Annotated in this window: 24 protein-coding genes; 11 read left to right on the forward strand and 13 right to left on the reverse strand. The window is 62.9% G+C overall.

Annotated elements, in window-relative coordinates; genetic code table 11:
• Positions 1-80: 80 nt before the first annotated feature.
• Positions 81-1,364: a 4-aminobutyrate--2-oxoglutarate transaminase gene (locus BLT65_RS07935; protein ID WP_091776973.1), complete on the forward strand. Its 1,284-nt coding sequence runs from the start codon at positions 81-83 to the stop codon at positions 1,362-1,364.
• 810 nt (positions 1,365-2,174) lie between these two features.
• Positions 2,175-3,641 (forward strand): NAD-dependent succinate-semialdehyde dehydrogenase, encoded by a 1,467-nt coding sequence (locus tag BLT65_RS07940; RefSeq protein ID WP_042316640.1) that lies wholly within the window; start codon positions 2,175-2,177, stop codon positions 3,639-3,641.
• 94 nt (positions 3,642-3,735) lie between these two features.
• Here BLT65_RS07940 and BLT65_RS07945 read toward each other — a convergent pair whose 3' ends face one another.
• The 7 genes from BLT65_RS07945 to BLT65_RS07975 all read right to left on the reverse strand — a co-directional run bounded on the left by BLT65_RS07945 (position 3,736) and on the right by BLT65_RS07975 (position 10,035).
• Positions 3,736-4,047, reverse strand: coding sequence for a helix-turn-helix domain-containing protein (locus tag BLT65_RS07945; protein ID WP_042316643.1), 312 nt, complete (start codon positions 4,045-4,047; stop codon positions 3,736-3,738).
• A gap of 15 nt (positions 4,048-4,062) precedes the next feature.
• The gene (locus BLT65_RS07950) at positions 4,063-4,347 is read right to left on the reverse strand and encodes a type II toxin-antitoxin system RelE/ParE family toxin (RefSeq protein WP_416365487.1); all 285 of its coding nucleotides are present in this window, start codon (positions 4,345-4,347) and stop codon (positions 4,063-4,065) included.
• Positions 4,348-4,673: 326 nt separating this feature from the next.
• A complete protein-coding gene (lipA, locus tag BLT65_RS07955) occupies positions 4,674-5,648 on the reverse strand; it encodes a lipoyl synthase (RefSeq protein WP_091776685.1) in 975 nt (324 codons plus the stop codon).
• Between the two features lie 2 nt (positions 5,649-5,650).
• Complete coding sequence (locus tag BLT65_RS07960; protein WP_091776688.1) at positions 5,651-6,763, reverse strand: acetoin dehydrogenase dihydrolipoyllysine-residue acetyltransferase subunit; 1,113 nt, start codon at positions 6,761-6,763, stop codon at positions 5,651-5,653.
• Positions 6,764-6,778: 15 nt separating this feature from the next.
• Positions 6,779-7,783: an alpha-ketoacid dehydrogenase subunit beta gene (locus BLT65_RS07965; protein WP_042316651.1), complete on the reverse strand. Its 1,005-nt coding sequence runs from the start codon at positions 7,781-7,783 to the stop codon at positions 6,779-6,781.
• Positions 7,784-7,875: 92 nt separating this feature from the next.
• Positions 7,876-8,853, reverse strand: coding sequence for a thiamine pyrophosphate-dependent dehydrogenase E1 component subunit alpha (locus BLT65_RS07970; protein ID WP_042316654.1), 978 nt, complete (start codon positions 8,851-8,853; stop codon positions 7,876-7,878).
• A gap of 75 nt (positions 8,854-8,928) precedes the next feature.
• The gene (locus BLT65_RS07975; RefSeq protein WP_091776975.1) at positions 8,929-10,035 is read right to left on the reverse strand and encodes an ATP-NAD kinase family protein; all 1,107 of its coding nucleotides are present in this window, start codon (positions 10,033-10,035) and stop codon (positions 8,929-8,931) included.
• 452 nt (positions 10,036-10,487) lie between these two features.
• Between BLT65_RS07975 and BLT65_RS07980 the strand changes: the two genes are divergently transcribed.
• Entirely contained in the window at positions 10,488-12,437 is a 1,950-nt protein-coding gene (locus BLT65_RS07980; protein WP_091776690.1) for a sigma-54-dependent Fis family transcriptional regulator, read from the forward strand.
• A 19-nt stretch (positions 12,438-12,456) separates the two neighbouring features.
• Here the strand turns inward: BLT65_RS07980 and BLT65_RS07985 are convergent, their stop codons facing one another.
• A complete protein-coding gene (locus BLT65_RS07985) occupies positions 12,457-13,428 on the reverse strand; it encodes a helix-turn-helix transcriptional regulator (protein WP_091776692.1) in 972 nt (323 codons plus the stop codon).
• 91 nt (positions 13,429-13,519) lie between these two features.
• Here BLT65_RS07985 and BLT65_RS07990 point away from each other — a divergent pair, with 91 nt between their 5' ends.
• Together BLT65_RS07990 and BLT65_RS07995 are read left to right on the forward strand one after the other, a co-directional pair.
• On the forward strand, positions 13,520-13,876 hold the full coding sequence (locus tag BLT65_RS07990) for a putative quinol monooxygenase (RefSeq protein ID WP_091776694.1): 357 nt from the start codon (positions 13,520-13,522) through the stop codon (positions 13,874-13,876).
• Positions 13,877-14,167: 291 nt separating this feature from the next.
• On the forward strand, positions 14,168-14,557 hold the full coding sequence (locus BLT65_RS07995) for a DUF2917 domain-containing protein (protein WP_244186453.1): 390 nt from the start codon (positions 14,168-14,170) through the stop codon (positions 14,555-14,557).
• Between the two features lie 837 nt (positions 14,558-15,394).
• Here the strand turns inward: BLT65_RS07995 and pcaF are convergent.
• Positions 15,395-16,597, reverse strand: a complete 1,203-nt coding sequence (pcaF, locus tag BLT65_RS08000; protein WP_091776698.1) for a 3-oxoadipyl-CoA thiolase — start codon at positions 16,595-16,597, stop codon at positions 15,395-15,397.
• 409 nt (positions 16,598-17,006) lie between these two features.
• On the opposite strand from pcaF, the gene BLT65_RS08005 reads away from it, so the two are divergent.
• On the forward strand, positions 17,007-17,831 hold the full coding sequence (locus BLT65_RS08005; protein ID WP_091776700.1) for an IclR family transcriptional regulator: 825 nt from the start codon (positions 17,007-17,009) through the stop codon (positions 17,829-17,831).
• 32 nt (positions 17,832-17,863) lie between these two features.
• On the opposite strand, the gene BLT65_RS08010 is transcribed toward BLT65_RS08005, so the two are convergent.
• The 4 genes from BLT65_RS08010 to phnF form a co-directional block, all read right to left on the reverse strand.
• Complete coding sequence (locus BLT65_RS08010) at positions 17,864-19,054, reverse strand: M20 aminoacylase family protein (protein WP_091776702.1); 1,191 nt, start codon at positions 19,052-19,054, stop codon at positions 17,864-17,866.
• Between the two features lie 95 nt (positions 19,055-19,149).
• Positions 19,150-19,749, reverse strand: coding sequence for a phosphonate metabolism protein/1,5-bisphosphokinase (PRPP-forming) PhnN (gene phnN / locus BLT65_RS08015; protein WP_091776704.1), 600 nt, complete (start codon positions 19,747-19,749; stop codon positions 19,150-19,152).
• Positions 19,746-20,486 (reverse strand): DUF1045 domain-containing protein, encoded by a 741-nt coding sequence (locus tag BLT65_RS08020; RefSeq protein ID WP_091776706.1) that lies wholly within the window; start codon positions 20,484-20,486, stop codon positions 19,746-19,748. The genes phnN and BLT65_RS08020 overlap by 4 nt, the downstream gene beginning before the upstream one ends.
• Positions 20,483-21,244 carry a phosphonate metabolism transcriptional regulator PhnF gene (gene phnF / locus BLT65_RS08025; protein ID WP_091776708.1) on the reverse strand — a complete coding sequence of 254 codons (762 nt, stop codon included), beginning with the start codon at positions 21,242-21,244 and terminating at the stop codon, positions 20,483-20,485. Before phnF ends, BLT65_RS08020 begins: the two co-directional genes overlap by 4 nt.
• Positions 21,245-21,443: 199 nt before the next feature.
• On the opposite strand from phnF, the gene phnG reads away from it, so the two are divergent.
• Genes phnG through phnK form a run of 5 tightly spaced genes read left to right on the forward strand, consistent with a single transcriptional unit; the run spans position 21,444 to position 25,375 of the window.
• Positions 21,444-21,941 (forward strand): phosphonate C-P lyase system protein PhnG, encoded by a 498-nt coding sequence (gene phnG, locus BLT65_RS08030; RefSeq protein WP_091776710.1) that lies wholly within the window; start codon positions 21,444-21,446, stop codon positions 21,939-21,941.
• Positions 21,941-22,588, forward strand: coding sequence for a phosphonate C-P lyase system protein PhnH (gene phnH / locus BLT65_RS08035; protein WP_091776712.1), 648 nt, complete (start codon positions 21,941-21,943; stop codon positions 22,586-22,588). Before phnG ends, phnH begins: the two co-directional genes overlap by 1 nt.
• Complete coding sequence (locus BLT65_RS08040; protein ID WP_091776714.1) at positions 22,588-23,703, forward strand: carbon-phosphorus lyase complex subunit; 1,116 nt, start codon at positions 22,588-22,590, stop codon at positions 23,701-23,703. Before phnH ends, BLT65_RS08040 begins: the two co-directional genes overlap by 1 nt.
• Positions 23,700-24,608 (forward strand): alpha-D-ribose 1-methylphosphonate 5-phosphate C-P-lyase PhnJ, encoded by a 909-nt coding sequence (locus BLT65_RS08045; protein WP_091776716.1) that lies wholly within the window; start codon positions 23,700-23,702, stop codon positions 24,606-24,608. Before BLT65_RS08040 ends, BLT65_RS08045 begins: the two co-directional genes overlap by 4 nt.
• The gene (phnK, locus tag BLT65_RS08050) at positions 24,605-25,375 is read left to right on the forward strand and encodes a phosphonate C-P lyase system protein PhnK (protein ID WP_091776718.1); all 771 of its coding nucleotides are present in this window, start codon (positions 24,605-24,607) and stop codon (positions 25,373-25,375) included. The genes BLT65_RS08045 and phnK overlap by 4 nt, the downstream gene beginning before the upstream one ends.
• Positions 25,376-25,380: the final 5 nt, after the last annotated feature.

A 25,380-nucleotide genomic window follows, 5' to 3' on the forward strand; every position in this document is an offset into this window, starting at 1 on the left:
TGGAGCCAAATCTGATTATAGTCGCTGCATGTGCTGCGATGAACGCGAGCGCCCGAACGAACCCCAAACAGGAGATCTCCGTGAAGAATGCTGAACTGAAGAGCCGCAAGGACGCCGCCACCCCGCGCGGCGTGGGCGTGATGTGCGATTTCTACGCTGCGCGCGCCGAGAATGCGGAGCTGTGGGACGTCGAGGGCCGCCGCTACATCGATTTCGCGGCGGGCATTGCGGTGTGCAACACGGGCCACCGTCATCCGAAGATCGTCGAGGCTGTGCGCGCGCAACTGGACAACTTCACGCACACGGCTTATCAGATCGTGCCGTACGCGTCGTACGTCGAGCTAGCCGAGAAGATCAACCAGCGCGCGCCGGGCGACTATCCGAAGAAGACGGCGTTCTTCACGACGGGCGCCGAAGCCGTCGAAAACGCGATCAAGATCGCGCGCGCCGCGACGGGCCGTCCGGGCGTGATCGCGTTCACGGGCGGCTTCCATGGCCGCACGATGATGGGCATGGCGCTGACGGGCAAGGTCGCGCCGTACAAGCTGAACTTCGGCCCGTTCCCGGCCGACGTCTTCCACGCGCCGTTCCCGAATCCGCTGCATGGCGTGACGACGGCGGATTCGCTGAAGGCGATCGAATTCCTGTTCAAGGCCGACATCGATCCGAAGCGCGTCGCGGCGATCATTTTCGAGCCGGTGCAAGGCGAAGGCGGTTTCTATCCGGCGCCTGCCGAGTTCGTGCGCGCGCTGCGCAAGCTATGCAACGAGCACGGCATTCTGCTGATTGCCGATGAAGTGCAAACGGGGTTTGCGCGTACGGGCAAGCTGTTTGCGATGCATCACTACGACGTCGTGCCTGATCTGATGACGATGGCCAAGAGCCTGGCGGGTGGGATGCCGCTGTCGGGCGTCGTCGGTCGTGCGGATGTGATGGATGCCGCTGCGCCGGGCGGGCTGGGCGGCACGTATGCGGGTAATCCGTTGGCGGTGGCTTCGGCGCTTGCCGTGCTCGATATCATCGATGAAGAGAAGCTCTGCGAGCGGGCTGTTTTGCTTGGCGACAAGCTGAAGGCGCGGTTGACCGCGTTGCAGGCGGAAGTGCCGCAGATTGCTGATGTGCGGGGTCCTGGCGGCATGGTTGCCGTTGAGTTCTGCAAGCCCGGCACGTCCGACGCGGATGCGGACTTTACCAAGCGGGTGCAGACGCGGGCTCTCGAGCGTGGGTTGTTGCTGCTCGTTTGTGGGGTTTATTCGAACGTTGTTCGGTTCTTGTTCCCGCTGACTGTGCAGGATGCTGTTTTTGATGAGGCGCTCTCGATTCTCGAGGAAGTGCTGAAAGAGACTGTGGGTGTGACGGCCTGATTTTTTCGCCTGCGGCGGCTTTTTTGAAGTCGCCGTTTTTGTTTTTGTTTGTGTTTTGTTTGTTTGTGACGCTGGGTGGTTTGCTTGTTTTTTCGCTGGCATCCGCGCTATGCCTTCGTGCTTCACGCGTCGCCCCTGTGCGGGGCGGCACCTACTTTTCTTTGCCGCCGCAAAGAAAAGTAGGCAAAAGAAAGCGGCTCACACCGCTAATTCTTGTGTTTGCCTGAGGGCCCCCAAAGGGTCTTACGCTTCACACGGCAATCACGTGACCCATGGCCGTTGCCAACGCTTTGAATAAGCGCATCACCCGCTTCAACCGCCCGCAGAAGTGCTAGCGGCAGCGAGTGGTATGTGCCGCCCAGGTGGCAAACTGTGTGTAGGTTATCGCGTCGTATAGCCTGGTGCTCTTACAGGGTGGAACACGTGCGTTATCGGTCCGGAGTGTGGCGTGTGTATCACTACGGCCTACACACAGTTTGCCACCTGGGCGGCCGTGGACTGTCTGGCACGGCATGGTGAAGCGCGGGTGCGTGAAGCGGGTGAGGCGCACCGCAAGAGCGTTGGCAACGGACATGGGTCACGTGATTGCCGTGTGAAGCGTAAGACCGGTGGGGGCCCTCAGGCAAGAAGAAATGTTGGCGGTGTTAGCCGCTTTCTTTTGCCTACTTTTCTTTGCGGCGGCAAAGAAAAGTAGGTGCCGCCCCGCACAGGGGCGACGCGTGAAGCACGCTAACAAAACGCGGATGCCAGCGCAAAAACGAGCAAACCACCCAGCGTCGCAGACATCAAAACCCCAAAGGACGAATCAAAATGACTGACTTGCGTAGCAAACTGAAGGACCCTTCCCTGCTGCAAAGCAAGGCGTATCTCAATGGCGAATGGCAAGACGCCGACAACAAGGAAACGTTCGAAGTCCTGAACCCAGCAACGGGCGAACTCATCGCGCAAGTGCCTCGAATGGGCGCACAAGAAACCCGCCGCGCCATCGAAGCGGCAAACAAAGCCTGGCCCGCCTGGAAAGCAAAAACCGGCAAACAACGCGCAGAAATCCTCCGCAAGTGGAACGACTTGATGCTCGCGAACGCCGACGACCTGGCGTTAATCCTGACCACGGAACAGGGCAAACCCCTCGCCGAGGCAAAAGGCGAAATCGGCTACGCAGCCTCGTTCCTCGAATGGTTCGGCGAAGAAGCCAAACGCGTTTACGGCGACACGATCCCCACCGTCGCGAACGACAAACGCATCGTCGTCACGAAGGAACCCGTCGGCGTCTGCGCCGCCATCACGCCGTGGAATTTCCCCGCCGCGATGATCACCCGCAAGGTAGGACCGGCGCTCGCCGCAGGCTGCCCGATCGTCGTCAAGCCCGCTGAAGCAACCCCGCTCTCCGCGCTCGCGCTCGCCGTGCTCGCCGAACGCGCTGGCGTGCCCGCCGGCATCTTCAGCATCGTCACCGGCGACCCGAAACCGATCGGCGGCGAAATGACAAGTAACGCGACCGTACGCAAGCTGTCGTTCACGGGTTCGACGGCAGTCGGACGTCTGCTGATGGCGCAGTGCGCGCCGACCGTCAAGAAGGTATCGCTGGAACTGGGCGGCAACGCGCCCTTCATCGTGTTCGACGACGCCGATCTCGACGCGGCCGTCGAAGGCGCAATTGCATCGAAGTACCGCAACAGCGGTCAGACCTGCGTCTGCACGAACCGCTTCTACGTCCACGACAGCGTCTACGATGCGTTCGCCGAAAAACTCGCCGCAGCCGTGACGAAGCTCAAGGTCGGCTTCGGCACCGAGCAAGGCGTGCAGCAAGGCCCGCTCATCAATGAAGCGGCTGTGCTCAAGGTCGAATCGCATATCGAGGACGCTCTCGGCAAAGGCGCGCGCGTCGTCACGGGCGGCAAGCGTCATGCGCTCGGTCACGGCTTCTTCGAACCGACCGTGCTCGCCGATGTCACGCCGGACATGAAAGTCGCACGCGATGAAACCTTCGGCCCGCTCGCGCCGCTGTTCCGCTTCTCGTCGGATGCGGAAGTGGTCGAGATGGCGAACAGCACGGAATTCGGACTGGCGTCGTATTTCTATAGCCGCGATATCGGTCGTATCTGGCGCGTGGCAGAAGCGCTCGAGTTCGGCATGGTCGGCATCAATACGGGAGCGATCTCGAACGAGGTTGCGCCGTTCGGCGGCGTCAAGCAGTCAGGGCTTGGGCGCGAAGGCTCGCATTACGGTATCGATGAGTATGTCGTGATCAAGTACATGTGCATGGGCGGTGTTTGAGCCCGCTCCGGCGTGGCGCTTTCGCGCTGCGCCGGATGTTCCGCGATACTGCAAAGCCCGCTCAAAGCGGGCTTTTTTGTCACTGCTGCGGAGATCATAGGGTTTCGAGCATCTGTATCGTCTCAGGATGCTTTTCAACCAGCCTGATCAGCACAGCAGCCTGGGCGTTCGGCTTCGCCCGCCCTTGCTCCCAATTCTGATAGGTCCGCTCGTTCACGCGCAGACGACGCGCCATGACCGCCTGCGACGCGTTGATGGATTCGCGTACGGCCCGGATCTCGTCAGCCGTCACTTCCAGCTTGTCACGAATCTCAACCTTGACCTTGTGAAGTGTTGTCTTGCCTTCGTGAGCGGACTTGAGTTCATCGAGCCCTTCCGTCAATTCGGCAAACAGATTCCGTTTCATGTCGCACCCCTTTGCTTATCGATCCGCAAGCTTGATGACTTCTCTCAGCATCTCGGAGAGAACCCCTCGCTCCTTCGACGATAAATCTTCCGCTTCGTCCTTGTCGTATAGCGTGAACATCCAGAACTGCGGGCCTTTCACCCAGTAGTAATACATCACCCTGAGCCCGCCGCGCTTTCCCTTCCCACGACGTGCGTCGCCGAAACGGAGTTTGCGCAGACCGCCCGTTCCCCTGACGACATCTCCCGCTTCCGGGTTCTGCATCAGCACAATCTGGAGTGCGCGATATTCGTCGTCCATCAAATAGTCTTCCCGGCACCGTCGAAAAGGCGCCAGTTCGACGAAAGTCGCCGCCATGAGTAAATTATACGTTACTTGCGTATGATTTGGCAATCTCAAGAATTCACCTCGCTCACCGGGGTCGGAAGTCGATGATACGAAGGACTGGCCGCGATTCGAGGTCGAATCGGGCCGTAAAACGCAGTTGCGGAAATTTCCGCAGAACTATTCAGATCACGGAGACCTGGTGTACGAAAAGGCTTCGAAGATCGGATTGGATCCGACCTTCGGTACGTGGTTCACCTACCCGGCAGGCGGCTGCGGTCACCGTGTTGCACCGCCGTTCTTCAAAACCCCGCCGTCTCATTCGCATGATAAGAAGACCGCACCAGCGGCCCCGACACGACCTCGCGAAACCCCAGCTTCAACCCCTCCTCTCGATAAACAGCAAAAGTCTCCGGCGTGACATAGCGCTTAACCGCCATATGAAACCTCGAAGGCGCGAGATATTGCCCGACCGTCAGCACGTCCACATCATGCGCACGAATATCCCGCATCGTCTCCAGAAGTTCGTCATCGCTTTCGCCGAGCCCGACCATCAAGCCCGACTTCGTGACCACTGAAGCATTCGCCTCCTTTACCCGCCGAAGCAACGTCAAAGACCCGTGATAATCCGCGCCCGCACGCGCCGCGCGATACAACGAAGGCACCGTTTCGATGTTGTGATTGAAGACATCCGGCCACGCCGCCGACAACGCATCGAGCGCCCGCTCGACACGCCCGCGAAAATCCGGCGTCAACACCTCGACGCGAATTCCCGGCACGCGCTCACGCAATAGCGCAACGCAACACGCAAAATGCGCCGCGCCGCCATCGCGCAGATCGTCGCGATCCACCGACGTAATCACCACATACCGCAACCCCAACGCGGCAACGGCATCGGCGAGCCGCGCCGGTTCGTCATCGTCGAGCGGCAGCGGCCTTCCATGCGCGACGTCGCAGAACGCGCAGCGCCGCGTGCAGATACCGCCCATGATCATGAACGTCGCCGTGCGCTGCGCGAAGCATTCGCCGATGTTCGGGCACATCGCTTCCTCGCACACCGAATGCAGACGATGCTCGCGCAGTATCGACGCCATGCTCGCCACCGTCTCGCTCATCATCGGTCTTGCACGCAGCCATGCCGGCTTCGGCAGCGCGCCGCCCGGTTCGGGCGGCACGACCTTCACGGGAATGCGCGCGAGCTTGTCGCGGCTCCTCAGGCCGTGCTGTCCCAGCGCGGTGACGCTGTCGTGCGTGGACGTCTGCGGCGCGGTTTCCATCGTCAGGCTCCGAAGAAGTCGTTGAGCAGGCGGTTCACCTCCGATGCCGACTCCATCTGCACCATATGCCCCTTGCCCGGCAGCACATGCACGCGGATATCCCCAGGCAACCCTTGCGCGTGACTCGCGGGAATGATCTGGTCAAGCTCGCCCCAGATCACCAGCGTGCGCGGCGCGAGCTTGTCGATACGATCGCGATAGCTGCGCTGCTGCGCGCCATCCCTGAACGCCGACGCCGCGATCTTCTGCAAGCTCTCGCTTACGCCTTCGAGCCGCTTGTACTTGACGATATCCTCGACAAGCTGCCGCGTGACGAGCGAACCGTCGGCGAACAGTTTCGTCAGATGCGGCTTCAGCGTATTGCGGCTGTTGCCCGACACGAATCCGTCGATGTACTCGCGGTTGATCTCGTCGCCAAGACCCGCGCCCGCGATCAGCGAAAGCGACGCCACACGCTGCGGCGCTTTCGCTGCGACCGTCATCGCGACGAGACTGCCCATCGAATGCCCGACCAAATGCGCGCGCTCGATACCGCGATCGTCGAGAAACGCGATCACGCTATCGGCCAGTTCATCGGCGCTGCCCGACTCCACCGCTTTCGTCGATTCGCCATGACCCGGCAAATCCAGCGCATACACCGTGCGATGCGCGGCGAGGTCAGCGTGATTGAACAGCCAGTTGTTCAGATCGCCGCCGAACCCGTGGATCAGCACAGCCGGCGTGCCGCCGTCGCCCATCTTCAGATAGCGAATGGTGCGCCCGCCGATCTGCGCCTTCTCCGGCTGCGGCCCTGCATCGGCGGAATCGGCGGCGAGCGGCACGAAGTCGCGCTGGAACGCTTCGACGGCCGCATCGATGTCCGCGTCCGCCTCCTGCTCATCGGCGACCACGCCGAGCAGCGCGCCGACGGGCAACGTGTCGCCCTCCTGCGCGACCTGCCGTCGCAGCGTGCCGTTGAACGCGCACTCGACACCGGAAGCAATCTTGTCGCTTTCGACGTCGAGCACTTCGTCGCCCTTCCCAACCGTGTCGCCAATCGACTTCAACCAGCCGTTGACCTGCCCCTGCTGCATGGACAGGCCCCACTTGGGCATCGTGATCATGTGAATCGACATTGCTCAGTTCCTCGCTCAGTGTCGCGTTGCTTTGACGGCTGCGGCAATCTTGTCCGCCGACGGGATATACAGGTCTTCCAGCACGCCCGAGAAAGGCGTGGGCGTATGCGGCGCGGTGACGATCCCGACGGGCGCCTTCAGCGAATGAAACGCCTTCTGCGCGGCGAGCGCGGCGATATCGGTGGCGATCGAGCAACGCGGGTTCGCTTCATCGACGACGACCAGGCGGCCCGTGCGCTCCAGGCTTTCCAGAATCGTTTCTTCATCGAGCGGCGACGTGGTGCGCAGATCGATCACCTCGGCTTTGATGCCTTCTTTCGCGAGGCGGTCGGCGGCGTCCGTGGCGTAATGCACCATGCGCCCATACGTGACGATGGTCACGTCATCGCCTTCACGCACCACGTTCGCTTCGCCGAATGGAATCGCGTACATCTCTTCGGGCACGTCGCCTTCGCGGGTGTACAGCAGCTTGTGCTCGCAGAAGATGACGGGATCGTTCTCGCGGATCGCCTGGATCATCAGGCCTTTCGCGTCATAGGGCGTCGATGGGCACACTACCTTGAGACCGGGCACATGCGTGAACAGCGACGTCAGCATCTGCGAGTGCTGCGCGGCAGCGCGCAACCCCGCGCCCTGCATCGTCCGGATCACGACGGGCGTGACGGCATTGCCGCCGAACATGTAGCGGAATTTCGCGGCCTGATTGAAGATCTGATCGAAGCACACGCCCATGAAGTCGATGAACATCAGCTCCGCGACGGGACGCATGCCCGCCGCCGCCGCGCCCACCGCCGCGCCGATGAAGCCACCTTCCGAAATCGGCGTGTCGAGCACGCGGCCCGGATACTTGTGGAAGAGCCCTTTCGTGACGCCGAGCACGCCGCCCCATGCGTCCTGTTCACCCGGCGAGCCAGCGCCGCCCGCGTTGTCCTCGCCCATTACGATGACGCTTTCGTCGCGCGCCATTTCCTGACTCAGTGCTTCGTTGATTGCCTGAGAGTATGTGATCTTGCGTGCCATGTCTGTCTCCTGTCGATCGGAGTTGGCGCTTTAGCGCCTTACGCCGATCCCATGCAGCGAAGCTGCGTTCGATTGAAGTTGATCGCAATGAATTACGGATACGACACGTACACGTCAGTCAGCAGATCGGCTTCCGTCGGCAGCGGCGCGGCTTTCGCCTTCAGGACGGAATCGTCGATCAGCACTTTCACATCCGCATCGATCTTGCTCAGATCGTCGGATGACAGCATCTCCGCGCGCACCACCCGCTCTGCGAAACGCTTCAGGCAATCTTTCTCGTCGCGCAGCTTCTGCACTTCGCCCGCCGCGCGATACGTCTGCGCATCGCCTTCGAAGTGGCCGAAGTAACGCGACAGCTTCACTTCGACGAGCGTCGGTCCACCGCCGCCGCGCGCGCGTTCGATCGCTTCGCCCAGCGCTTCATGTACCGCGAAGAAATCGAAGCCGTCGACGATCACGCCCGGCATGCCGAAGCCGCTCGCGCGGTCCGCAATGTTGTCGGACGCGACGGACCATGTCGAAGACGTCGCTTCCGCATAGCCGTTGTTCTCCGCGACGAAGATGGCCGGCAAGCGCCACACGCTCGCGAGGTTCATCGATTCGAAGATCGTCCCCTGGTTCGACGCGCCGTCGCCGAAGAAGCACACGCCCACGCCGCCCGTTTTCTTCAGCTTGGCCGCGAGCGCCGCGCCGCACACGAGCGGACCGCCCGCGCCGACGATACCGTTCGCGCCCAACATGCCCTTCGACAGATCGGCAATGTGCATCGAGCCGCCCTTGCCCTTGCACACGCCCGTCTGCCGGCCGTAGATCTCGGCCATCATCCCGTGTACGTCGACGCCCTTCGCGATGCAGTGGCCGTGGCCGCGGTGCGTGGTCGCCACATAGTCGCGGTCGTTCAGATGCAGGATCGTGCCGACGGCCGACGCTTCCTCGCCTGCATACAGATGCACGAAGCCGGGAATCTCGCCCGTCGCGAACTCGACGTGCAGGCGCTCTTCGAACTCGCGAATGGTGCGCATCAGCCGGTACGCTTCCAGCAGTTTTTCCCTGCTCAACTGATTTGACATGGTGTGTCTCCTTGATGATGTCGATCGTTACAGCAACGGGTGCGGATGGGCTCCGCGTGGTTGAATGAACTCCCTTTATTTCGCTTGCGCTTGTGTGTGCATAAGGGTTCGCATCGAAGCGCCCGCCATCTCGCGCATCAACTGACGCGACGCCGAAAAACGCAGCGTGCGGCTCACATCGACGGTCAACGGGCCGCTCCAGTCGAGCGAGATTTCATAACGGTCGTCACGCTCGATTTCGATCTCGCGCTCGCCGTCGAATGCGAGCGTGCCGTGGCGCGCGTCGATGGGCAGCCAGTCGCCGAGTTCGAAGCGCTCGCAGGTGCGCATCGTCACCTGATCGATGCGGCCGGGCGCGATGGGCGCGAAGATGGGTACACCGTCGCCATTTGCGAAACCATGTTCATCGTGCAGCGCGAAGGTGAGATGCAAGCCATGTGGCGCGGTACGCTCGACGGGCGCCCACGCGCCGCCAATCGACGAAAGGCCAATACCATCGGGCGCGGCGAAGGTGAGAAACAGCGACTCGATATCCGACGGCTCCGACACGGCCCGCGCGCCGACGAAGCGCTGACGGCTCACGCACACATCGACCAACGCAATCTCTTCGCGCCCGCGATTGGGCCCCGCGACGCAACGCACGACGAGCCGTTTGTTGCGCGTCAACGCGACATCGGGCGGCACGACGCCCGATGCGACCAATGCGCCCGCCATCCCCGCAACGGTCGCTTCGCGCATGTCTGGAAACGCGTTGTTAGTACCCGTCGACAGCGTCAGCAGAGGCACGCCGCCGCAATGCGCAGCCACCGCGCGATGCGTGCCGTCGCCGCCGAGCACGGCAATCAGTTCGACACCTTCGCGCACCATATGCGCGGTGCCGGTGTGCGTATCGGTGACGCTATCGGTGATGGGCAGATCGATAAATTCGACTTCGGGCCAGCGCTCGGCCGTGCCCGTCGCCGCGTGCGTGTCGATTGCGCGCAGCAGCAGTGCAGCGACGCCCGTACGATCGCGCAGCGTCAGCACGCGATCGACGCCAAGCGCGCCGAGTCCCGCGATCAGACGCACGACCATGTTGGCCTTTTCGGCTGTCGGAAACACGGACGCGTGCGTCGTGAGGCGGCGAATGTCGCGACCCGACGCGGGGTTCGCAATCACGCCGACGGTGATAGGCGATGCCACTGGCTTGTCTCCGTTGTGTTTGTCGAAAGCGGTTTGCGTGTCGCATGCAAAGCCGTTTCGTGTGACGAGCATTACTGCAACAGCTATGCCAATCGCTCGACGTGTCCGCGAAGAACGCGGAAAGCCTTGTGTGGCAAGGTTTTCGCGGCATGGGCAACGCGTCGACGCAAGCACGGCTCGTGTCGCATGACGCAGCGCACATGACGCAAATCGCGCCTTTCACCGCACTCACGGCGCGGTGACGCAACGCGCATGCATTGCGGCATCGAACGATGCGCGTCTCACGGCTGTCTCACACATGGGTGAGACGATCGTCTCAGGTGTCTCGCGTGCTGCAATGCAGTGTGATTGGGCGGACGGGATGTGCTACAAGAAGGTCCGGCAGAAGGCAGCACCGCAGGGACCCGCGCGATCAATCCACCCGTATCGTCCGTTATAGACGGGAGCCGACCATGCCTTACGTCTCTCAAACGCAGCACGTCGACCGCGTGCGCGGCGCCATCGAAGGACGCCTGCCCGCGCCCGCCAATTCGTCGCGCCTCGTGTCGTCGTGGCAGCGTTCGTATGAGCAATACCAGCTCGATCCCAGTTCGGTGATCGGGCCGCGCGTGCTGACCACGTCCGAGCTGCGCGAAGTGCAAGGCAAGGAAGAAGCGTTTCTGCGCGCGTCGGGCCAATGCCTCACGCGTCTGCACGACATGATCCGCGTGGCCGACTACTGCGTGATGCTCACCGACGCACACGGCGTCACGATCGACTACCGCATCGACCGCGACCGGCGCGGCGATTTCAAGCATGCAGGTCTGTACATCGGCTCGTGCTGGTCGGAACGCGAGGAAGGCACGTGCGGCATCGCGAACGTGCTGACGGATCTCGCGCCCATCACCGTCCACAAGACCGATCACTTCCGTGCGGCGTTTACGACGCTCACCTGCAGCGCATCACCGATCTTCTCGCTGACGGGCGAACTGATCGGCGTGCTCGATGCATCCGCCGTGCAATCGCCCGACAACCGCGACAGCCAGCGGCTTGTGTTTCAGCTGGTGCGCCAGAGCGCGGCGCTGATCGAAGACGGCTACTTTCTCAATCAGACCGCGCAGCATTGGGTGATCTTCGGCCACCAGAGCCGCAATTTCGTCGAAGCGCAACCGGAAGTGCTGATCGCGTTCGACGAATGCGGCAACATCGCCGCGTCGAATCGCAAGGCGCAGGAGTGCATCGCGGGCTTGAGCGGGCCGCGTCACGTCGACGAAATCTTCGATACGTCCGCCGTGCATCTGCACGATGTAGCGCGCACCGATACGATCGTGCCGCTGCGTCTGCGCGCAACGGGCGCCGTGCTGTATGCACGGATTCGCGCGCCGTTGAAGCGGACCTCGCGCGTCGCGCCCGTCGTGTCTTCCTCGAGCGCCGTCAACGCATCGTCCGATGCGCACGCCGACACGAGCCTCGACGCGATCAGCCGCTTCCTGCACAGCCGCGACTCGCGCATCGCGCGCAATGCGGAAGTCGCGCTACGCATCGCGGGCAAGCATCTGCCAATTCTGATTCTCGGCGAGACGGGCGTCGGCAAGGAAGTGTTCGCGCAGGCGCTGCATGCGTCGGGCGCGCGACGCGCCAAGCCGTTCGTCGCCGTGAATTGCGGCGCGATCCCCGATTCGCTGATCGAAAGCGAGCTGTTCGGCTATGCGCCCGGCGCGTTCACGGGCGCGCGCAGCCGCGGCGCGCGCGGCAAGATCGCGCAGGCGAACGGCGGCACGCTGTTCCTCGATGAAATCGGCGACATGCCGCTCAATCTGCAAACGCGCCTGTTGCGTGTGCTCGCCGAAGGCGAAGTGCTGCCGCTTGGCAGCGATGCGCCTGTGCGCGTCGATATCGACGTAATCTGCGCAACGCACCGCGATCTCGCGCGCATGGTCGACGAAGGCACGTTCCGCGAAGACCTGTTTTATCGGCTGAGCGGCGCGACGCTGCACATGCCGCCGCTGCGCGAGCGCGCCGATGTACTAGATGTCGTGCGTGCCGTGTTCGATGAAGAAGCGCAAAGCGCGGGACATGTGCTCACGCTGGATGCGCGTCTCGCAGAGCGGCTTGCGCGTTTCTCGTGGCCTGGCAATATCCGGCAACTGCGCAACGTGCTGCGCTATGCATGCGCGGTGTGCGATGCGACGCGCGTCGAATTGCGGCACGTGTCGCCCGATGTGGCGGCGTTGCTCGCGCCCGATGAAGCCGCGCCGCGCCCTGCGCTCGCCGGTCTCGACGACGAGCGGGCGCGTATCGTCGATGCGCTCACGCGGCATCAATGGCGACCGAACGCGGCGGCCGAAGCGCTCGGCATGTCGCGCGCGACGCTGTATCGGCGGATTGCGAAACTGGGGATCGTCGGGCCGCATCGGAGTTGATGCGTTCGAACGGTCGTAGTCAACTCGCGTTGAGCGTCGCAATCTGCTCGCCGAGCTTGCGCAAGCGCTCGCGCAATTCCGGCGGATCGAGCACTTCGACATGACCGGCCAGGCCGAGCAATTGCTCGGCCGCGTAGCCAAGCTGCTCGACGGGCAAGATCACTTCCTGCCAGCCGTCCTGCTCCGAAGGCGGCGCAATCTGCGCCTGTTCGACGGCCGCCGCGCCGAGCCGATGCAGACGCGTCATCCCTTCCGGCGACAGCCGCAATCGCGCGGTGTGCTTCAGCAGGCTCGTCTCGAATGAAGCAACGGCCGCTGTCCATTCGTCGCGCAGATCGAAATCTTCCGGGCGTTCGAACGTTTCGTCATGCACCGTGAGCTGCGCGATGCTCGACACGCGATAGGTGCGCAACTGCGTGCGCACACGTGTGACCAGATACCATTCGCCGCCCTTGAGCACCAGCCCGAGCGGATCGCGCACGCGCACGCCCTCGTTTTCGCCGCTGGCGTTCCACGTGCGGTATTGCATCGATATGCGCTTCTGTTCCCACACGGCGCCCGCGAGCATCGTCAGCCACGGCGTCGGCGAGGGCCGCTGATACCAGCCGACAGGATCGATATGTAGCCGCGAGCCGATGCGCGACGTATCGGGCGCGGCATCGGGCAATGCGGTGACGAGCTTCACTTGTGCGGCCCGCAGTTGCTCCGACAGACCGAGATCGGACGCCGCGCCCGTCAGCCCGGCAATCGACAGTGTTTCCGCTTCGGCCCGCGTGATCCCCGTCAGTTTCGCGCGATATCCGTCGAGCAATGCGAAGCCGCCGCCCGGCCCGCGGTCCGCATAAACGGGCACGCCCGCCGCGCTCAACTGGTCGATATCGCGATACACGGTGCGGATCGACACGTTGAATTCGTCGGCGAGCGCCTGTGCGGTCACGCGGCCTTTCACCTGGAGCATCAACAGCATCGAAACGAGTCGGCCCGTCGCCAATTTTTGCGCTCCTTTTAATTCATGACATGGGTTGTCAGTTATTGACGAGTATAAAGGTAGTTATAGACGAAGATCATCAGGAGTGTGCGAAATGCAGGTGACCTACGTAGTGCGCTTTCAGGTGTTGCCCGACCGGCTCGAACGCTTCATGTCGGTGCTCGACGGTGTGCTCGACGCGATGCGAAGCGAGGCGGATTTCCGTGAGGCCGTGCTGCATCGCGATCCCGATTCGCCGTGTCGGCTGATGCTCTATGAGACGTGGGAGAGCCCTGACGACGCGAGCGAAGAGCAGATTCATCGCCCGTACCGTCGCGCCTGGCACGAGGCGCTAGCGGATCTGCTCGCGCGACCGCGCGAAGTCACGCAATGGCACACGTTGCGCGCAGACCCGCGCGACGCGCCGCTTGAATCGCGCCATACCGAAGAACTGGCCGAGGCGCGCGCATGAGCACGCGAACGTTCGTTTCCCGTGAGAGGGCAATGCCATGACGATGCAACACGTGCGACAAAACTGGTTGACAACACATCGACGTCAAGACAAACTCGAATGCATGCTGACCTTCCTCACCAACGCCTACGTCATTAAAAACCGTATGGCACGCCGTCGCGGCGGGCCTATGGGAGCGTGCGTGCGTTAGCATTTGCAGCAGTCAGCAAAACGATCCCAAGGCCCCGCCGGAAACGGAAGGGGCCTTTTGTTTTGTGTGCCTTCCGTTCTCCGGCTCAATTGACGGAGTGCATGATGGACAAGGCTTGCCAGCAGTTCACCGATGACGAATCGCTCTGCTTTCCGCGCTCACACGAAGAGCGTCTGCCGAGAGTCGTCGTCCACTTTGAAGTGCAGCCCGGCGCGACGATGTCGTGGCGCGTCGATGCGAACACAGAGCTTCTCGTGCAAGGTGCGCGCGTGTGGTTGACGCGCGCGGCGTCGCCGTATGATCACTGGTTGCAGATCGGGGAGACGTTTCGGTTGCATCGCGGCGAGCGCGTGTGGATTAGCGCGGACGGCAATGTGCCGGCGAGGCTTTCGCTGACGACGCATCCCGTGGCATTGCGGGGCAGACTGGCGCGTCTGCTTGAGCGCTGTTCTTCGCTGGGCGCGGATATTTTTGCGCCGCGGTCGCGGTGAGTTGGTTTGGTTTTTTTGCTGCGCAGGCGGTGCTGGTGTGCTTTTGGTTTTTGCTCTTACGCTGGCATCCGCGATTTGTTAGCGTGCTTCACGCGTCGCCCCTGTGCGGGGCGGCACCTACTTTTCTTTGCCGCCGCAAAGAAAAGTAGGCAAAAGAAAGCGGCTAACACCGCCAGTTCTTGTGTTTGCCTGAGGGCCCCCAAAGGGTCTTACGCTTCACACGGCAATCACGTGACCCATGTTCGTTGCCAACGCTCTGAATTGACGCCTCACCCACTCCACGCGCCCGCGTCGCCGCACGCCGTGCCAGATATTCCACCGCCGCCCAGGTGGCAAACTGTGTGTAGGCCGTAGTACTGCACACGCCTTACTCCGGACCGATAGCACGCGCATACCTCCATGTAAGAGCGCCAGGCTATACGACGCGACAATCTACACACAGTTTGCCACCTGGGCGGCACATACCATTCGCTGCCGTGAGCCCATGTACGGGTGTCTGAAGCGGGTGAGGCGTTCATTCGAAGCGTTGGCAACGCACGCAAACAGAAAGGCTGCCGTGTGAAGCGTAAGACCCTGTAGGGGCCCTCAGGCAATGAGAAATGTTGGCGGTGTTAGCCGCTTTCTTTTGCCTACTTTTCTTTGCGGCGGCAAAGAAAAGTAGGTGCCGCCCCGCACAGGGGCGACGCGTGAAGCACGCTAACAAATCGCGGATGCCAGCGCAAACACAAGCAAACCAATAAAAAAGGCCCGCACCCAGTACGAGCCTTCACGCATCGCGTGACAAACCGCTTCAACGGCGCGTCACGCGATGCCTACACACGTAGAGTCAAACCTCACTCAAACCCGTTCAATCGCAATCGCAATCCCCTGCCCCACACCAATACACATCGTGCAAAGCGCGAAACGGCCTTGCGTACGTTGCAACTGATACATCGCCGTCGTCACAAGCCGAGCGCCGCTCATACCCAGCGGATGACCAAGCGCAATCGCACCGCCATTCGGATTAACGCGAGCGTCATCATCGGCGACACCGAGCGCACGCAGCACAGCCAGACCTTGCGACGCAAACGCCTCATTCAACTCGATCACATCGAACTGTCCGATGTTCATGTTCAAACGCGCGAGCAGCTTTTGCGTCGCAGGCGCAGGACCAATACCCATCACGCGCGGATCGACACCCGCCGTCGCGATGCCGAGCACGCGTGCGCGCGGCGTCAGGCCGAAGCGCTTCGCGGTCTCCGCGTTGGCGAGCAGCAACGCCGCCGCGCCATCGTTGACACCCGACGCGTTACCCGCCGTCACCGTGCCGTCCGGACGCACGACGCCCTTCAGCTTCGCGAGCGCTTCGAGACTCGTCTCGCGCGGATGCTCGTCCTTCGACACGACGATTGCATCACCCTTCTTCTGCGGGATCGTCACGGAGACGATTTCCTGCGCGAGCTTGCCGTCCTGCTGCGCACGCGCCGCCTTCAGCTGGCTGCGCACCGCGAACGCGTCCTGGTCGGCGCGGCTGATGTTGTAGTCCGTCGCGACGTTTTCGCCCGTTTCCGGCATCGAATCGACGCCGTACAGCTGCTTCATCAGCGGGTTGACGAAGCGCCAGCCGATCGTCGTGTCGTAAATGTCGGCCTGACGCGAAAACGCGCTCGTCGCCTTGCCCATCACGAACGGCGCGCGGCTCATGCTTTCGACGCCGCCCGCGATCATCAACCCAGCCTCGCCCGATTTGATCGCGCGCGCCGCAATGCCCACGGCATCCATGCCCGAGCCGCACAGGCGGTTGACCGTCGAGCCCGGCACGTCTTTCGGCAGGCCCGCCAGCAGCAGCGACATGCGCGCGACGTTGCGGTTATCTTCGCCGGCCTGGTTCGCGCAGCCATAGATCACATCGGCGACGGCGCTCCAGTCGACGTCCTTGTTGCGCTCCATCAGCGCCTTGAGCGGCACGGCGCCCAGATCGTCGGCGCGCACCGACGACAGCGAACCCGCGTAGCGGCCAATAGGCGTGCGAATCGCGTCGCACAGGAAAGCTTCCGTCATGAGATGTCTCCAGTAATGGCGGGGCCGGCGTATCGTTGAAGGCGCCAGCGTCGGCGCATTGGGTAGCGCCAGAAAAACGTGCCGATAAAGCAAGATTTGTTCTATACTCGAACAAACGATCATCTATCGAACATTTCAGGTTCGATAATAGGCGGGGCGCGGAAAGACTGTCAAGCGCGCCGGCGGGTGGGTGGGTCGTTGAAAACGGCAATAAGGTGTGGCGGAAACGGCAGGAATGCGCGCTCCGCTGGGCTTTCGGACGGTCGGCACCCGCCACCACACGTGCTCAGCGGCACAACCGCCGCAAAGTTGGCGAATCCTGGCGCTTGCGCTATCGTCACGGCTTTCCGCAGACTAACGAACGCCCGTCCCGACGTCCGGACGTTTTGCACCGATTTCACATAGTCCCATGAGCAAAGTACCCGCCGCGTCACAAACCGTTCCCGCCAACGAGACGGACGCCCCGGACAAACCGGGCGACTCGTACGTGCAGTCGTTCGCGCGCGGCCTCGCGGTGATCCGCGCGTTCAACGCCGAGCGGCCCGAGCAGACGCTGACGGACGTCGCGTCGGCGACGGGTCTCACGCGCGCGGGCGCGCGCCGCATTCTGCTGACGCTGCAGACGCTCGGTTATGTCGAAGCGGAAGGTCGCCTGTTTCGGCTGACGCCGAAGATTCTCGACCTCGGCTTCGCCTATCTGACGTCGATGCCCTTCTGGAATCTCGCTGAGCCGTTCATGGAAGAACTGTCGGCGGAAGTTCACGAAAGCTGTTCGGCGGCCGTGCTCGACCGCACGGAGATCGTCTACGTGCTGCGCGTGCCGACGCACAAGATCATGACGATCAATCTGTCGATCGGCAGCCGCTTGCCGGCGTATTGCACGTCGATGGGCCGGGTGCTGCTGTCGGCGCTCGACCCGGCGGCACTCGATGCGACCCTAGACGCGTCGCCCATCGTCGCTCACACACCGCGCACGATCACCGACAAGGACGAGCTGAAGAAGGTGATCGCGCAGGTGCGCAGCCAGGGCTGGTCCATCGTCGATCAGGAACTGGAGGGCGGGCTGATCTCGCTGTCCGCGCCGATCCGCAACCGGCGCGGGCAGATCATTGCCGCGATGAACATCAGCGGAAACGCGCAGCGCAATTCCGCGAAGCAGATGGTGAAGGCGTTTCTAGAGCCGCTGCAGAAAGCCGCGCAGTCGGTGTCGGACATGGTCGCGTTGCGCGGCTGACGTCGCTTGACCCCTGCGCGCAACACACCCGTTCAACGGCCCAGATAGCGCTCCACGAGACGCGCCCAGTAAGCCGCGCCAACAGGCAGATTGCGGTCGTTGAAATCGTAGTGCGGGTTGTGGACCATGCAGCCGTCTTCACCGACGCCATTGCCCAGGCGCAGGAAAGAACCCGGCCGTTGTTCGAGCATGAACGCGAAATCCTCGCTGCCCATCAGGATGTCCGCGTTCGGCTCGACGTTCTCCGCGCCGACCAGTTCGCGCGCCACCTCGATCGCGAACTCCGTTTCCGCGTCCGTGTTCACGACGACGGGATAGCCCTCGACATACTCGACGTGCGCCTTGCCGCCATAACTCGCGGCCTGGCTTTCCGCGAGTTCCGTAATGCGCTCTTTCAACAGCGCGCGCACTTCCGGGCTGAACGAGCGCACGCTCAATTCCAGCTTCGCGCTCGACGGAATCACGTTGTTCGCCACACCCGAGTGCATCGTGCCGACCGTCACCACGGCGGGCTGCGAAGGGTTCACGTTACGCGCGACGATGGTCTGCAGCGCCATCACGATGCTCGACGCGATCACGATGGGATCGACGGTCAGATGCGGGCGCGCCGCATGGCCACCGACGCCTTCGATCGTGATCGTCGCCTTGTCGCCCGCCGCCATGAACGCGCCCTTGCGGAACAGGAACTTGCCCGGCTCCGCGCCCGGATGGTTGTGTACGCCGAACACGGCGTCGCACGGAAAACGCTCGAACAGGCCGTCTTCGATCATCTTCTTCGCGCCGCTGTCGATGCCGCTTTCCTCGGCCGGCTGAAAATACAGATGCACGGTGCCCGAAAAACGGCGCGTCTTCGCGAGATGCTGCGCGGCGCCGAGCAGCATCGTCGTGTGGCCGTCGTGGCCGCATGCGTGCATCTTGCCGTGCGTGCCGCTCGCGTACGGCAGCCCCGTCTGCTCGATGATGGGCAGCGCATCCATATCCGCGCGCAGGCCGATGCTGCGCGTGCCGTCGCCCACCTTCAACGTACCGACCACGCCCGTCTTGCCGACCCCGCGCGTCACCTGCCAGCCCCACGCTTCCAGCTTTTCCGCGACGAGCGCCGCCGTTGCGACCTCTTCGTACGCGAGTTCTGGATGGTGGTGAATGTGATGGCGAATGTCGCGCAGAGCTGCGGCGGCAGGTTCGAGGTCGGTGATTTCGGTGAGGCGGGTGGCGTCGGTCATCGGGTGTACTCCGGGGTTTGCCCGCTGCGTCTGGCGCGCAGCGTTAAACCGCAGACTATAGCAATGCGTAGCTTTTCCCGTAAGACGCCGTCAGCTTACTTGACGCTTTCACTCGATGCCGACTCGGCGGCATGCTTTCGATCTTGCGTGCGCGCGAAGCCCTTCAGCACGTTGACGAATGCCAGGCCTGCTGCTTCGAGCGAGCCGGAATTGTCGATATGCGTCAGATGCGCGCCGTCGGGCAGCGCAAACGGCGCCTGACGCGCGAGGCGCGCTTCGACCTGCTCGCGCGTTTCGCGGCCACGCGCCGACAGACGCGCCGCGAGAATATCCGGCGCCGCGTGAATATGCACGACTTCGAGATGCTGATAGCGCTTCAACGCTCGCGACAGATACGCCCGCGAGCCGTTCACGACGACCGTGCAGCCCCGCGCGAGCCACGCATCGATCTCGATGCCAATGCCGTAGTGCAATTCGTGACTCGACCACTCAAGCGCAAAGAGGCCTTGCGCCGAGCGCGCCTCGAACTCTTCGCGGGTCAACGAAATGTGATTTTCGTTATGCCCCGTCTCACGTGTGATGTAGCGATGCGCGAACACGACGGACGTGCCCGCGACATGCTCGCGCGCGAAGTGCAGCAGCGAATCCTTGCCCGCTCCCGACGGGCCGACCACATAGATCAAGCGGCCTTTCATGCGTTCTCCTGTCCTTCTTTCGCCGTGAACGCGAGCCGTTGCCACAACATGAACGGCTCGCCTGGCGCAGGCTCGACGAAGATCGATGCGCCGTCGATTTTCAACGGCCCGAGACGCTGCGCCTCGCGATGCCACCATTCGACTATCGCGGCGCGATCGGCGGCGTTGTCGAGCGAATTGGACACTGTCATATGAAAACGAAACTCGTCGAGCACATACGGATATCCCCATTCGACGAGCAATTCGCGTTGACGTTCCGTGAGCGGCGCTTCCAGGCGTCTTGCAATATCTGTTTTGGATGGCAAGACCCGCAGCGGCGTGAAGGTGCGCAAGGCATCGGCGGCGAGCGCGCGCATCTGTTCGTCGCCGGATGGCGTGGCCGGACGCAACGCAACGAAGTCGCCCAGCGTCGCCGCTTCGACGGACAATGCAAAGGGCATCTGTCTTTGCGCCCAGCTTTCCGATACGTCGAGCAGATCGGCGACGCTCACATGCTCCGCGAGATGAAACGGCGCGACTAGCGTGCCGTGCCAGCCATACCGGCGCGGCGAATTCGTCAGTTGCGCGAGCGGTTGCGACAGCGCAGGCGCGTCACGCGGATCGAGTGATGTGTCGCTTTCGGCATCGCGTGCGAGCCATATCGAGCCGGCATCCCACCAGCCCGACGCACGCGCAGGCGCGTAGTAGATCGCGAAGCGCGCCTGCGCGCTCCACGCATGCTGAACAGGCGCGCTCATACGTCGTGCTCCACCATCAGTTGCACGCGGTCGGCGGCGAAATGCGTGAAGCCGTATTTGATCGGCGTGCCTTCCGTATCGACATCGACGTTCTCGACCCACAACACCGGCTGTTGCCGATTGATGCCAAGACGCCGCGCGACTTCCGGCTCGGGCAGCACACTGCCGATACGGCTCCACTTGCGCAGATAGTCGGTCACGCCATACTCGGCCATCGCCTTGGTCATACCACCTTTGCGTTCGAGCACGTCGGGCAGATCGACGAACCGTGCAGCCGGATAGAAGCTGCGCGAGTAGGTGAGAGGCACGCCGTCCGCGGCATGCACCGACTCGATGCGGTAGACGAATGCCCCCGCTCGCAGACCCAACGCCTTCGCGACAGTCGGATCCGCCTTCACGCGCGCCGCCGATAGCAACATCGCGTCCGCCGGCGAATGATGTTGCTGACGCAAGTTTTCGGTGAAGCGCGTGCGACGGCCTATCGTGTAATCGATCGCGCCCGGCTGCACGAACGTACCGCGCCCCTGCTCGACGCTGACGAGCCCCTGGGCCGCGAGACCCAGCATCGCGCGGCGGATGGTATGGCGGTTCACGTCGAAGCGTTTGGCCAGTTCGCCTTCGCTCGGCAGACGTCCGTCGTCGCCGAAGCCGCTTGCGGCAATCTCTTTCGCGAGTATCTGCTCGATCTGGCGCCACACGGCGACGCCCGCTCCCCGCTCTAGCATCGTGCCCGGCGCTGCGCCGTCGTTCGATGTCATGGTGCTGTCATTCCCTTCGGTTCAAATAAGCGTTCTGTGCATTGTAGTCCGCAAGCCGTGGCGGAAATATGAAACTGCGCCTTCTGTCACGAGCCAGCGACAGTTTAGCTCTAAACGTCTAGACGTTTAGACGAATAGATGCTCAAATGTCTGGACTCGCCGTAACAAATCCCTCTCCAGGAAACCGCCAGGAAACCCGATGAGTGCCCCTCCTTTAGCCGACTCCCCGACTTCCGCCAACCCTGCCCGCCGCGCGTGGATGGCCGTCATGGCCCGCTCCGCGCGCGCCGATCTCGAAGCCGCGCTGAGCCGCGCGATGGAAGGCACGCCGTTTCCAGCATTCGACTGGCTGCGTCCGCCCGAGATCGGGCTGGCGATGGTGCGCGGGCGCATCGGCGGCACGGGCGACGCATTCAATCTCGGCGAAGCGACGGTGACGCGCGCGACGCTGCGTTTGCGCGACGAATCGGATGAAGGCACTACCGTTGGCGTCGCTTGTCATCTGGGCCGCGACCGCCGCCGCGCCGAACTGGCTGCTATTGCAGACGCGCTGCTGCAAACGCCGCAGCATCACGCACGGTTGCAGGCGCAACTGATTGCGCCGCTCGCTTCGCAACTGGCGGCGAAACACGCGCAACGCCAACAGGACGCCGCATCGACGCGCGTCGAATTCTTCACGATGGTCCGAGGCGACTGATGAACACTTCCGCTCAATCCCCGCAGATCGCGCTGTCGACGCTGACGCCGGGCTTCGCCGATCCCGTGCATGACACGCAATCCGTGTTTCGCGCGCTGCTCGATGCGCTGTCGCGTCCGGGCAAGATCGGCACGATCGACAATGTGCTGCCCGCATCGCGCAGCGACGCGCGCAACACGCTGCCGCACGCGCGCGCCGATCTCGCCGCTTTCGCCGCGCTGCTCGCGCTGTGCGACTACTCGACACCCGTCTGGCTCGCGCAGCCCGACGCCGTGCTCGGTTCCGCCTTGCGTTTTCATACAGGCGCGCCGCTCGTCGACGAACCGCAGGACGCCGCGTTCGCCTATGTGCACGACGCAAACACGTTGCCGCCGCTGTCGTGCTTTGCGCTCGGCGAGCCGGAAACGCCGGAGCAATCGGTGACGCTGATCGTGCGCGTCGATTCGTTGACGCAAGGCTCGCCCGTCGTATTGCGCGGCCCCGGCATCGAACACACGCAGACGATCGCGCCCACCGGCCTGCCCGAGCGCTTCTGGCGCGAGCGCGCGGAACTTGCGCCGCTCTTTCCGTGCGGCATCGACTGTTATCTCGTCTGCGGCGACACGCTGATCGGCCTGCCGCGCACAACTCACGTGGAGCTGAACTAATGTACGTTGCCGTCAAAGGTGGAGAGCGCGCGATCGAAGCATCGTGGCGCCTGCTCGACAAGGCGCGCCGCGGCGACACGCAGTTCGCCGAATTGAGTGTCGCGCAGATTCGCACGCAATTGCGGCTCGCCGTCGCGCGCGTCATGACGGAAGGCTCCGTCTACGACGAAGAGCTCGCAGCGCTGGCCATCAAGCAGGCCGCCGGCGATCTCGTCGAGGCGATCTTCCTGTTGCGCGCGTATCGCACGACACTGCCGCGCTTCGGCTACACGCAACCCGTCGATACGGAAGACATGCGGATCGAACGGCGCATCTCCGCGACTTTCAAGGATGTGCCCGGCGGCCAGATGCTCGGCGCGACGTACGACTACACGCAACGTCTCCTCGATTTCACGCTGCTGGCAGAAGGCGATGACGACAGCGCGCTGCACACGAAGCGCATCGAAAGCGCCGCGCAGGAAGCGATGCCGCGCGTCGTCTCGCTACTCGACAAGGAAGGTTTGATCGAACAGGAACGCGTGTCCGAAGCCGCGCCCGAGCCAGGCGATCTGTCGCGCGAGCCGCTGTCGTTTCCGGCCAGCCGCGCAACGCGTCTGCAAAACCTCGCGCGCGGCGACGAAGGCTTTCTGCTCGCGATGGGCTACGCGACGCAACGCGGCTACGCGCATTCGCATCCGTTCGCGGGCGAGATCCGCTTCGGCACGGTCGCCGTCGAAATGGAACTCGATGAACTCGGCGTTGCCGTCGAGATCGGCGAAATCGACGTGACGGAATGTCAGATGATCAACCAGTTCGCGGGCAGCAACGAAGTGCCGCCGACCTTCACGCAAGGCTACGGTCTCGCGTTCGGCCACTCGGAGCGCAAGGCGATGGCGATGGCTTTGGTCGATCGTGCGCTGCGTGCCGAAGAACTCGGCGAAACGATTGGCTCGCCGACGCAGGACGTCGAATTCATGCTGTCGCATAGCGACAACGTCGAAGCGTCGGGCTTCGTGCAGCATCTGAAGCTGCCGCATTACGTCGACTTCCAGTCCGAACTCGAACTCGTGCGACGTCTGCGCGCGAAACACGCCGCACGCGACGAAGACAGCGATCAACAGGAGCAAGCGGCATGAACGCGCCCGACACGACGATGCAAACGGCCGCGCACGACAGTGCCGCCGAAGGCTACAACTTCGCGTATCTCGACGAACAGACCAAGCGCATGATCCGCCGCGCGCTGTTGAAAGCCGTGGCCGTGCCTGGCTATCAGGTGCCGTTCGCGTCGCGCGAAATGCCGTTGCCGTATGGCTGGGGTACGGGCGGCATTCAGGTGACGGCGTCGATCATCGGGCGCGACGACACGCTGAAGGTGATCGACCAGGGCTCCGACGAAACGACCAATGCAGTGAACATTCGACGCTTCTTCGCGCGCACCACGGGCGTCAACACCACCCGCAAGACCAGCGAAGCGACCATCGTGCAAACGCGCCACCGGATTCCCGAAACGCCGCTCACGGAGAAGCAGATTCTCGTCTATCAGGTGCCGATGCCCGAGCCGCTCTATCGGCTGGAGCCGCGCACGGCCGAATGCAAGAAGCTGCATGCGCTCGCGGATTACGGGTTGATCAGCGTAAAGCTCTATGAGGACATCGTGCATCACGGCAGCATCGCGACGACGTACGACTACCCGGTGATCGTCAATGGACGCTATCTCGCGTCGCCGTCGCCGATCCCGAAGTACGACAACCCGAAGATGCACATGAACGCCGCACTGCAACTGTTCGGCGCAGGACGCGAACAGCGCATCCACGCGATTCCGCCGTACACGCCCGTAAAAAGCCTCGATTTCGACGACCATCCGTTCGAAGTGCAGCGCTGGGAGCATGCATGCGCGCTGTGTGGATCGACGGAAAGCTTTCTCGACGAAATGATCGTCGACGATGCGGGCAAGCGCATGTTCGTCTGCTCGGACAGCGACTATTGCCACGATCGGCGCGAACAGCAAGGCAAGGATAACAACGAAGGAGAAAGCGCATGACGCCGCTTCTGAGCGCCCGCGCGCTCACCAAACAGTACGGCGGCCGCAACGGTTGCCGCAACGTCAGCTTCGATCTGTATCCGGGCGAAGTGCTGTGCATCGTCGGCGAATCGGGTTCGGGCAAAACTACGCTGCTGAACACGCTCGCGCTGCGTAATGCCGCCGAATCCGGCACGCTGCACTATGCAAGCGCGCACGGTGAGTCACTCGATCTGCTCGCGTTGTCCGAGCCGCGCAAGCGTCTGCTGATGCGCACCGAGTGGGGTTTCGTGCAGCAGAATCCGCGCGACGGGCTGCGCAACGCCGTGTCTGCGGGCGCGAATATCGGCGAGCCGTTGATGGCCGTCGGCGCGCGCCACTACGGCAAGATTCGCGACACGGCCACGCAATGGATGTCGCGCGTCGAACTCGATGCGTCGCGTATCGACGAATTGCCGTCCGCGTTTTCGGGCGGCATGCAGCAGCGTCTGCAGATCGCACGCAATCTCGTCACGGGGCCGCGTCTCGTGTTCATGGACGAGCCCACGGCGGGTCTCGATGTATCCGTGCAGGCACGTCTGCTCGATCTGCTGCGCACGTTGACGTCGACGCTGCATCTGTCCGTGCTGATCGTCACGCACGATATCGGCGTCGCGCGTCTGCTCGCGCACCGGCTGATGGTGATGCAAGGCGGCGAAGTCGTCGAAGCGGGTCTCACCGATCAGGTGCTCGACGATCCACAGCACCCGTACACGCAGACGCTGGTTTCCTCCGTTCTTCCCGTTTGAGGTCT

The sequence above is a fragment of the Paraburkholderia steynii genome (assembly GCF_900100565.1).
Lineage (GTDB): Bacteria > Pseudomonadota > Gammaproteobacteria > Burkholderiales > Burkholderiaceae > Paraburkholderia > Paraburkholderia terrae.

Coding starts and splice junctions, on each gene's coding strand:
- BLT65_RS07940 (WP_042316640.1), top strand. CDS start 2,175: ATGACTGACTTGCGTAGCAAACTGAAGGACCCTTCCCTGCTGCAAAGC.
- BLT65_RS07945 (WP_042316643.1), bottom strand. CDS start 4,047: ATGAAACGGAATCTGTTTGCCGAATTGACGGAAGGGCTCGATGAACTC.
- BLT65_RS07950 (WP_416365487.1), bottom strand. CDS start 4,347: ATGGACGACGAATATCGCGCACTCCAGATTGTGCTGATGCAGAACCCG.
- lipA (WP_091776685.1), bottom strand. CDS start 5,648: ATGGAAACCGCGCCGCAGACGTCCACGCACGACAGCGTCACCGCGCTG.
- BLT65_RS07960 (WP_091776688.1), bottom strand. CDS start 6,763: ATGTCGATTCACATGATCACGATGCCCAAGTGGGGCCTGTCCATGCAG.
- BLT65_RS07965 (WP_042316651.1), bottom strand. CDS start 7,783: ATGGCACGCAAGATCACATACTCTCAGGCAATCAACGAAGCACTGAGT.
- BLT65_RS07970 (WP_042316654.1), bottom strand. CDS start 8,853: ATGTCAAATCAGTTGAGCAGGGAAAAACTGCTGGAAGCGTACCGGCTG.
- BLT65_RS07980 (WP_091776690.1), top strand. CDS start 10,488: ATGCCTTACGTCTCTCAAACGCAGCACGTCGACCGCGTGCGCGGCGCC.
- BLT65_RS07990 (WP_091776694.1), top strand. CDS start 13,520: ATGCAGGTGACCTACGTAGTGCGCTTTCAGGTGTTGCCCGACCGGCTC.
- BLT65_RS07995 (WP_244186453.1), top strand. CDS start 14,168: ATGATGGACAAGGCTTGCCAGCAGTTCACCGATGACGAATCGCTCTGC.
- pcaF (WP_091776698.1), bottom strand. CDS start 16,597: ATGACGGAAGCTTTCCTGTGCGACGCGATTCGCACGCCTATTGGCCGC.
- BLT65_RS08005 (WP_091776700.1), top strand. CDS start 17,007: ATGAGCAAAGTACCCGCCGCGTCACAAACCGTTCCCGCCAACGAGACG.
- BLT65_RS08010 (WP_091776702.1), bottom strand. CDS start 19,054: ATGACCGACGCCACCCGCCTCACCGAAATCACCGACCTCGAACCTGCC.
- phnN (WP_091776704.1), bottom strand. CDS start 19,749: ATGAAAGGCCGCTTGATCTATGTGGTCGGCCCGTCGGGAGCGGGCAAG.
- BLT65_RS08020 (WP_091776706.1), bottom strand. CDS start 20,486: ATGAGCGCGCCTGTTCAGCATGCGTGGAGCGCGCAGGCGCGCTTCGCG.
- phnF (WP_091776708.1), bottom strand. CDS start 21,244: ATGACATCGAACGACGGCGCAGCGCCGGGCACGATGCTAGAGCGGGGA.
- phnG (WP_091776710.1), top strand. CDS start 21,444: ATGAGTGCCCCTCCTTTAGCCGACTCCCCGACTTCCGCCAACCCTGCC.
- phnH (WP_091776712.1), top strand. CDS start 21,941: ATGAACACTTCCGCTCAATCCCCGCAGATCGCGCTGTCGACGCTGACG.
- BLT65_RS08040 (WP_091776714.1), top strand. CDS start 22,588: ATGTACGTTGCCGTCAAAGGTGGAGAGCGCGCGATCGAAGCATCGTGG.
- BLT65_RS08045 (WP_091776716.1), top strand. CDS start 23,700: ATGAACGCGCCCGACACGACGATGCAAACGGCCGCGCACGACAGTGCC.
- phnK (WP_091776718.1), top strand. CDS start 24,605: ATGACGCCGCTTCTGAGCGCCCGCGCGCTCACCAAACAGTACGGCGGC.